This window comes from Streptomyces amakusaensis (genome assembly GCF_039532665.1).
Lineage (GTDB): Bacteria > Actinomycetota > Actinomycetes > Streptomycetales > Streptomycetaceae > Streptomyces > Streptomyces amakusaensis.
Window position 1 is genome coordinate 179,718 of the sequence record NZ_BAAASB010000016.1, and the last position, 8,156, is coordinate 187,873.

Annotated in this window: 4 protein-coding genes; all 4 read left to right on the forward strand. The window is 73.1% G+C overall.

The genetic code is table 11. The annotated features are described in order from the left end of the window. Nucleotides 1–55 precede the first annotated feature (55 nt). Complete coding sequence (locus ABD371_RS26695) at nt 56–904, forward strand: ABC transporter ATP-binding protein (RefSeq protein WP_344481951.1); 849 nt, start codon at nt 56–58, stop codon at nt 902–904. Beyond that, complete coding sequence (gene entS / locus ABD371_RS26700; RefSeq protein WP_344481954.1) at nt 891–2,276, forward strand: enterobactin transporter EntS; 1,386 nt, start codon at nt 891–893, stop codon at nt 2,274–2,276. The genes ABD371_RS26695 and entS overlap by 14 nt, the downstream gene beginning before the upstream one ends. A 54-nt stretch (nt 2,277–2,330) precedes the next feature. Next, nucleotides 2,331–3,356 (forward strand): ABC transporter substrate-binding protein, encoded by a 1,026-nt coding sequence (locus ABD371_RS26705; protein ID WP_344481957.1) that lies wholly within the window; start codon nt 2,331–2,333, stop codon nt 3,354–3,356. A gap of 256 nt (nt 3,357–3,612) precedes the next feature. Next, nucleotides 3,613–8,156 (forward strand): amino acid adenylation domain-containing protein (locus ABD371_RS26710; protein ID WP_344481962.1); only part of this gene is annotated, 4,544 nt, incomplete at its 3' end.

Here is an 8,156-nt window from a genome sequence, read left to right on the forward strand (position 1 = left end):
CCGAACCGCCCCCGGCGGCCGTCGGGTGCATGAAATTCAACGAAGGAAGAGACTCATGGGCGAGAGGCTGCGGGCCGAGGGCCTGACCCTGGCCTACGACCGGCGCGTCGTGGCCGAGCACCTCGGCATCGGCATCCCCGACGGATCGCTGACAGTGATCGTCGGACCCAATGCCTGCGGCAAGTCCACCCTGCTGCACGCCCTGGCCCGGATCATCAAGCCCCAGGCGGGGGCGATCGTCCTCGACGGCCGCCCCATCGCCTCGATGTCCCCCAAGGCGCTCGCCCAGCAGCTGGGTCTGCTGCCCCAGTCGCCCACCACCCCCGACGGCATCACCGTCGCGGACCTGGTGGCGCGCGGCCGTTTCCCGTACCAGAAGCTGCTGCGGCAGTGGTCGGCCGAGGACGACGAGGCCGTACTGACCGCGATGCGCGCCACCGGCGTCACCGAACTCGCCACCCGGCTGGTGGACGAACTCTCCGGCGGCCAGCGCCAGCGCGTCTGGCTGGCCATGGCGCTCGCCCAGGAGAGCCCCATCCTGCTGCTCGACGAGCCCACCACCTTCCTCGACATCGCCCACCAGGTCGATGTGCTCGACCTCTGCGCCGAACTCCGCGAGGAGCGGCGGCGGACCGTGGTCGCGGTGCTGCACGACCTCAACCACGCCTGCCGGTACGCCACCCATCTGATCGCCATGCGCGACGGCCGGGTGATCGCCCAGGGCCCGCCCGCCGAGATCGTCACCGCCGAGCTGGTCGAGGAGGTCTTCGGGCTGCGCTGCCGGATCATCACCGACCCCGAGACGGACACCCCGCTGGTGCTGCCGCTGGCGCGGGAGTCCCGCGCCGGCCGCGACAGGACCGAGGACCGAGCTGCGGCAGGGGCCCCCCGTGTCAGTGCGTGATCACCTCATCGACATCTCGCCGCTGCGCGACAGCAGGGACTTCCGCGCCATCTTCATCGCGCGGGTGGTCTCCCTGGTCGGCCTCGGCATGGCGACCGTGGCGCTCAGCGACCAGGTCTACGACCTGACCGAGTCGACCTTCCAGGTCGCCGTGGCCGGCACGGTCATGAGCATCACGGTGCTCCTCGGCTCGCTCGCGGGCGGGGTGATGGCCGACCGGATGGACCGGCGCGGAATCATCGTCTTCGCCCGGGGGGCCGCCGCGCTCGCCTTCGCCGGGCTCGCCGTCAACGCCTTCCAGCCGGAACCCCGGTTGTGGGCGATCCTGGTCTGCATCGCCTGGGACGGTCTCGCCACCGGTGTCAGCGTCACCGCGCTGATGGCGGTCGCCCCCACCCTCGTACGCCCCGACCAGCTGCCCGCCGCCGGGGCGCTGATCTCCCTCACCGGGGAGATCGGTTCCATCGGCGCGCCGCTGCTGGGCGGTGTGCTGCTCGCCCTGTGGGGACCCGGCCCGGTCTACACCCTCGCCGCCGTCACCACCATGATCACCACCTTCCTCATCTCCCGCATCCGCTCGCTGCCGCCCGGCACGGGCGACGACGACGATGACGAGGCGGAGGAGGACAGCGGCTCGCTGCTGGTCGCCTTCACGTACGCCTGGCGCAACAAGGTCGTCGGCGGACTGCTCTCCCTCGGCGGTGTGACCGCGCTGTTCACCATGCCGGTCGTGCTCTTCCCCGAGATGGTCGACAAGCAGTTCAACGACAGCGAGGTGATCCTCGGCCTGCTCTACACCGCCCCGGCGATCGGCTCGGTCCTCGTCTCGGCCGGCAGCGGATGGCTCACCCGGGCCGCCCGGCCCGGCAAGGTGCTGCTGACGGCCGCCTTCACCGGCGGCATCGCCACCATCGGCTTCGGTGTGAGCGGACTGCTCGGCCTCGGCCTCGTCGGCCATCTCGCCCTCGCCATGGTGATGCTGGCCGTGGCCGGAGCCGCGGGCACCGTGTACGAGATCCTCGAGTACGCGCTCATCCAGCACAACACCCCCGACCGGCTGCGCGGCCGGATCGTCAGCGTCAGCACCACCCAGGACACCGCGGGCGATCTCATCGGCGACGTCGAAGCGGCCCTGGTCGCCAAGTGGTTCAGCCCCGCCGGAGCCGCCATCGTCAACGGCGTGATCTGCGCGCTGGCGGCGGTCGTCGTCGCGGTCGCGGTGCCCGCGCTCCGCGAGGCGACCCTCCCCGCGGGCTGGGACGACGATGACGACGAGGCCGAGGCCGAGGCCGAGGAGGGGGACGCCGGGACGGATCCCTCCGCCGACGCCCCCGTGCCGGCGAAGAGCCCCCGCCCCGCCCCCACCGGCTGAGCCATGTTCAAGAACACCGTCCGCCGCGCGCGGACCGAGAAAGGCAGAACCCTCATGCTCCGAACCCGTGCACACGCGAGCGGCACCGCGCGTACTCCGGGAGTCCGCGCCGCCCGCCTCCGCCGGACCGCGGCGGGTCTGGTGGCCGCGGTCGCCGTCACCCTCACCGCGTCCTGCTCCACCACCACGGAGACCGGTGCCGAGACCGGGGAGAAGAAGGACGGCGGCTCCGCCACCCGGACCGTCCAGACGCCCGACGGACCGGTGAAGATACCCACCGACCCCCAGCGCATCATCGGCCTCTCCTACGCCTCCGCCTGGATGCTGGACGCCGGAGTGCCCATGGTCGGCGTCACCGACATCGACGAGGGCGCCCTCTCGGCCGACCAGAAGGCCGCCGTCAAGAAGATGACGATCGTCGGCGAGGGCAACGAGCTGAACTTCGAGAAGATCCTCTCGCTCAAGCCCGACCTGATCGTCATCTCCGCCCCCAAGCACGTCCCGTTCAACATCGAGAAGCTCAAGCCGATCGCCCCCGTCCTGTCGTACGGCATCGGCAAGCCGACCGAGCTGCTGCCCGCCTCCCTCAGCGTGCTCGACGCGGCGGGCGCGGCCGAGAAGGGCGCGGAGTTCAAGAAGGCGTACGACGACAAGCTCGCCGGCATCAAGAGCACCTACGCCGACAAGCTGGGCCGCACCGACTGGGCCATCGTCAACTCCGGCGAGGCCGGGAAGTTCTCCGTCTACACCGAGACCTCCTGGCTGGGCGCGGTCGCCAAGGACGCCGGCCTGAAGTTCGCCCCGGTCGCGGGCGCGCCGAAGGACGAGTTCTCCTACGACCTGTCGTTCGAGCAGATCGGCAAGTTGAAGGACGCGGACGTCGTCCTGGTCGACGGCGACGGCCCGAACGGCGCACCCGTCGCCGAGACCAAGTCGCTGATCTCGCAGAAGAACTGGTCGGAGCTGCCGGCCGCGAAGAACAAGCAGGTCCACCCGGTGCCCGGCTTCTTCATCAGCCGCTACCCCGAGGGCGTCAAGATCCTCGACCAGTTCGAGCAGATCCTCAAGGCCCTCCCCTAGTCCTGTGCGGCCCGGCCCTTGTGTCCGTCCGGCCGCCGCACAGCCACGGACCCGTACCGGTCCTCCAGGCCCCAGGACCGGTAAGGCCCGTGGGGGTTCCGCCTCCGGCCACCGCGAGCGCTTCGGCGAGCGGCGGTACGGGGGCGGAACCCGGCCCCCCTTCTCCCCCGCCCGCTCCCCGCACCGCCTTCGACGGCCGGGTGAGCCTCCCGCCGACACCTCGTGCAGTCGCGTCCGAAACCTGGAGCAAGATCCCATGACCGAGCGTGCTTCCCAGCGTCTTCCCCTGACCGGGGCCCAGACGGGCGTCTGGTACGGCCAGCGGCTCGACCCGTCGTCACCGGTCTACAACGTCGGACAGTACGTCGAGATCGAAGGACCGCTCGACGTGGAGCTGTTCGCACGGGCGCTGCGGCGGACGGTGTCCGAGGCCGACGCGCTGACCGTGCGGTTCGAGGAGGACGAGAACGGCGAGCCGGTGCAGCTGACCGGCGGGCCGGCCGGCGACGGGCCCGCGCTGACGGTCACCGACCACAGCGCCGCCGAGGACCCGCACGCCTGCGCGGTGGAGGCGATGCGGGCCGACATGGACCGCCCGGCCGACCCGGCCGCCGAGCCGCTCTTCGCCTTCGCCCTGCACACCGTCGGCCCCGGCCGCACCCTGTGGTACCAGCGCGCCCACCACATCGCGCTCGACGCCTACAGCTTCTCCCTGCTCTCCCGGCGCACCGCCGAGATCTACACCGCGCTGACGCGCGGCGAGGAGCCCGCCCCCCGCGCCTTCGGCTCGCTCGCCTCCGTCGTCGAGGAGGAGCTGGCCTACCGCGACTCCGAGCGCTGCGCGCAGGACCGCGCCCACTGGCTGGACCGGCTCGCCGACCGGCCGGAGCCCGAGCCGCTCAGCGGGGCCTCCTTCGCCGCCTCCCCCACCTTCCTGCGCGAGGGCGCGACCCTCTCCGCCGAGACCACCGCCGGGCTCTTCGCCATCGCCCGCGCCGCCCGCGCCAGCTGGGCCGACGCGGTGACCGCCGCCTTCGCCGCCTTCCTCAACCGCTCCACCGGCAGCCGCGACATCCTGCTGTCGCTGCCCGCGATGGCCCGCCTCGGCTCCGCCGCGCTCAATGTGCCCGCGATGGTCGTCAATGTGCTGCCGCTGCGCGTCGCCGTCCACCCCGGCACTCCGCTCGCGAAGCTGACCGCCGAGGTCGCCGCCCATGTCCGCGACCTCCGCCGCCACCAGCGCTACCGCGCCGAGGACATCCGCCGCGACCTCGGGCTCGTCGGCCGCGAGCAGGGCCTCCTCGGCCCCATGATCAACGTCAAGGCGTTCGACAACGCCCTCGACTTCGCGGGCTCCCCCGGCACCGTCCACAACGTCGCCGCCGGCCCGGTCGACGATCTCACCCTCGGCCTGTACCACGACGCCGAGAGCGGACGGATCCGCTTCGAGTTCGACGGCAACCCCCGCGCCTACGACGCCGACACGCTGGCCGCGCGCAGCGCCGAGTTCGCCCTCTTCCTCACCGGGGCGGCGACCGCCGGACCCGAGGTGCCGGCCGCCCGGATCGATCTCCTCCCCGCCGACGCCCGCCGTGCGCTGATCCACGACTCCAACGACACCGCGCACCCGCTCTCCGGCCGGGGCGTCGTCGAGTCCTTCGCCAACCGCGCCCGCGCCCACGGCGACCTCCCCGCCCTGATCACCGGCTCCACCACCCTGACCTACGCCGAACTCGACGCCCGCGCCGACCGGCTGGCCCGGCTGCTCACCGGCCGGGGCGTCGGCCCCGAGGGCATCGTCGGCCTCGCGCTGCCCCGCTCGGCCGATCTGCTGATCGCCGTGCTCGCCGTGCTCAAGGCGGGCGGCGCGTATCTGCCGCTCGACCTGGACTACCCGGCGGACCGGCTGGAGTTCATGGTCGCCGACGCCCGCCCGGTGTGCGTCCTGACCACGCTGGACTCCGCCGCGTCCGCACCCGACGTGCCCGGCGTCGAGACCGTCGTACTGGACGCCCCGGACACCCTCGCCGCACTGGCCGACCTGCCCTCGATGCCTCTCGACGCCGTCGGCCCGGACGGCGCGCACCCGGCGTACGTCATCTACACCTCGGGGTCCACCGGCCGCCCCAAGGGCGTGATCGTGCCGCACTCCGCCCTCGCCAACTTCCTGGAGATGCAGGCCGAGGAGCTGGCGCTGCGGCCGGGCGACCGGCTGATCGCCGTCACCACCATCTCCTTCGACATCGCCGCGCTGGAGATCCATGTACCGCTGATCAGCGGGGCGACCGTGGTCCTGGCCGACCGGGACACCGTGCGCGACCCGGGCGCGCTCGCCGCGCTCGTGGACACCCACCGGCCCGCCGTCATGCAGGCCACGCCCTCGCTGTGGCACGCCCTCCTGGAGGACGGCCGCCCCGGCTCGCTCGGCGACGTCCGTGTGCTCGTCGGCGGCGAGGCCCTCCCCGCCGACCTCGCCGAGCGGCTCGCCCGCGCCACCCGGTCCGTGACCAATGTGTACGGGCCCACCGAGGTCACCGTCTGGGCGACCTCCGTCACCCTCGACCCCGCGCACACCGGCGCGCCCGACATCGGGGCCCCGTTCTGGAACACCCGGGCCTACATCCTGGACGGCGCGCTGCGCCCGGCCCCGGCCGGCCGCCCCGGCGAGCTGTATCTGGCGGGGGCCCAGCTGGCCCGGGGGTATCTGGGCCGGTACGCGCTGACCTCCGAGCGGTTCGTCGCAGATCCGTTCGGGGAGCCCGGCAGCCGGATGTACCGCACGGGAGACCTGGTACGCCGCCGGGCGGACGGCCGTATCGACTTCATCGGCCGCGCCGACGACCAGGTGAAGGTGCGCGGGTTCCGGATCGAGCCGGGGGAGATCGAGAGCGCCCTCACCGCCCGTCCCGAGGTGGGCCGCGCGGTGGTGCTGGTCCGTGAGGACCGTCCCGGGGTGCAGCATCTCGTCGGCTATGTCACCCCCTCGGCACGGCCGGACGGGCCCGGCGGGACCGCCGGGCCGCTCGACCCCGCCGAGCTGCGGCAGGGCGTGGCCGACCGGGTGCCCGAGTACATGGTGCCGACGGTCGTCGTCGTCCTCGACTCCTTCCCGCTGACCGCCAACGGCAAGATCGACCGGCGCTCGCTGCCCGCACCTGACCTCGCGGGCCGGGACGCCGCCGGCGGCCGGGCCCCGCGCGGGGCCCGGGAGGAGATCGTCGCCGGGATCTTCGCCGATGTGCTCGGGCTGGCGGCGGTCGGGCCGGACGACGACTTCTTCTCGCTGGGCGGCCACTCACTGCTCGGGGCGCGGGTCGTGGCCAGGGTCCGCACCGCGCTGGGCACCCAGTGCACGATCGGCGACGTCTTCGAGGCCCGTACGGTCGCGGCGCTCACCGCGCTGCTCTCCACCCGCTCCGCCGCCGCGGACCGGCCCGCGCTCACCGCCGTCGAGCGGCCGGAGCCCGCGCAGCTCTCGCACGCGCAGCGCCGGCTGTGGTTCCTGCACCAGATGCAGGGGCCGAGCGCCACGTACAACATCCCCTTCGTCGCCCGGTTCGCGGAGCCGCTGGACGTCGACGCCCTCCGGGTCGCGCTGGACGCGGTCGTCGCCCGGCACGAGACGCTGCGGACGGTCTTCACCGAGGTCGGGGGCGAGCCGTACCAGCGGGTGCTGAGCCCCGGGGACGCGGCCGTGCCGCTGCGGGTGCTGGAGGTGCCCGCCGAGCGCTTCGACGCGGAGGCGGAGGCCGCGCTGGGTCATCTCTTCGACCTGGCCACCGAGCCCCCGCTGCGGACGACCGTGCTGCGGGACCCGGCGACCGGGGCCCACGCCCTGGTGGTGCTGCTGCACCACATCGCGAGCGACGAGTGGTCGATGGGCCCGTTCCTCGGCGGCCTGGAGCGCGCCTACGCCGCGCACCGCGCGGGCGAGGATCCCTCGCTCGGCGAACTCGCCGTGCAGTACGCCGACTTCGCGCGGTGGCAGCGCGCTCTGCTCGGCGACCCCGCGGACGCCGGCTCGCTCACCGCGCGGCAGTCCGCTTACTGGCGCACCGCGCTGGCCGGGCTCCCCGAAGAGCTGGCCCTGCCGACCGACCGGCCGCGTCCCGCCGTCGCGAGCGACGCGGGCGGTATGGTCCACCGGGCGGTTCCCGCCGAACTGGCCGCCGGGGTGCGGCGGCTGGCGCGGGAGAGCGGCAGCAGTGTCTTCATGGTGGTGCACGCGGCGGTCGCCGCGCTGCTGCACCGGCTCGGCGCGGGCGACGACATCCCCCTCGGCAGCCCCGTCGCGGGCCGGGGCGAAACCGCCCTCGACGACCTGGTCGGCTTCTTCGTCAATACGGTGGTGCTGCGCGCCGACCTCTCCGGCGACCCGACCTTCGCCGAACTCCTCGACCGGGTCCGCACCACCGACCTGGCCGCACTGGACCACACCGATCTCCCCTTCGACAGCGTCGTGGAGACCGTCAACCCCGAGCGCTCCCTGAACCGACACCCGCTCTTCCAGACGATGGTGTCCCACAGCACAGTCACCCAGGACATCCGGACGCTCTTCGGGCTGGCGGCCGAGATCGACCGGGTGGACCCGGGTGTCACCAAGTTCGATCTGGACATCACCTTCTCGGACACGGCGCACAGCGACGATCTCGATCTCGAAGTGTTCTACGCCTCGGATCTCTTCGACCGGGTGACGGTCGGGACGCTCGCCGACCGGCTGCTGAGGCTGCTGGAACAGGCCGTCGCCGACCCGACCCGTCCGATCGCCGCGCTCGAACTCCTCGACGAAGCCGAACAGGC

Bases quoted from the DNA above. Each gene is read 5' to 3' on its own strand.
- ABD371_RS26695 (WP_344481951.1), top strand. From the start codon at position 56: ATGGGCGAGAGGCTGCGGGCCGAGGGCCTGACCCTGGCCTACGACCGG.
- ABD371_RS26705 (WP_344481957.1), top strand. From the start codon at position 2,331: ATGCTCCGAACCCGTGCACACGCGAGCGGCACCGCGCGTACTCCGGGA.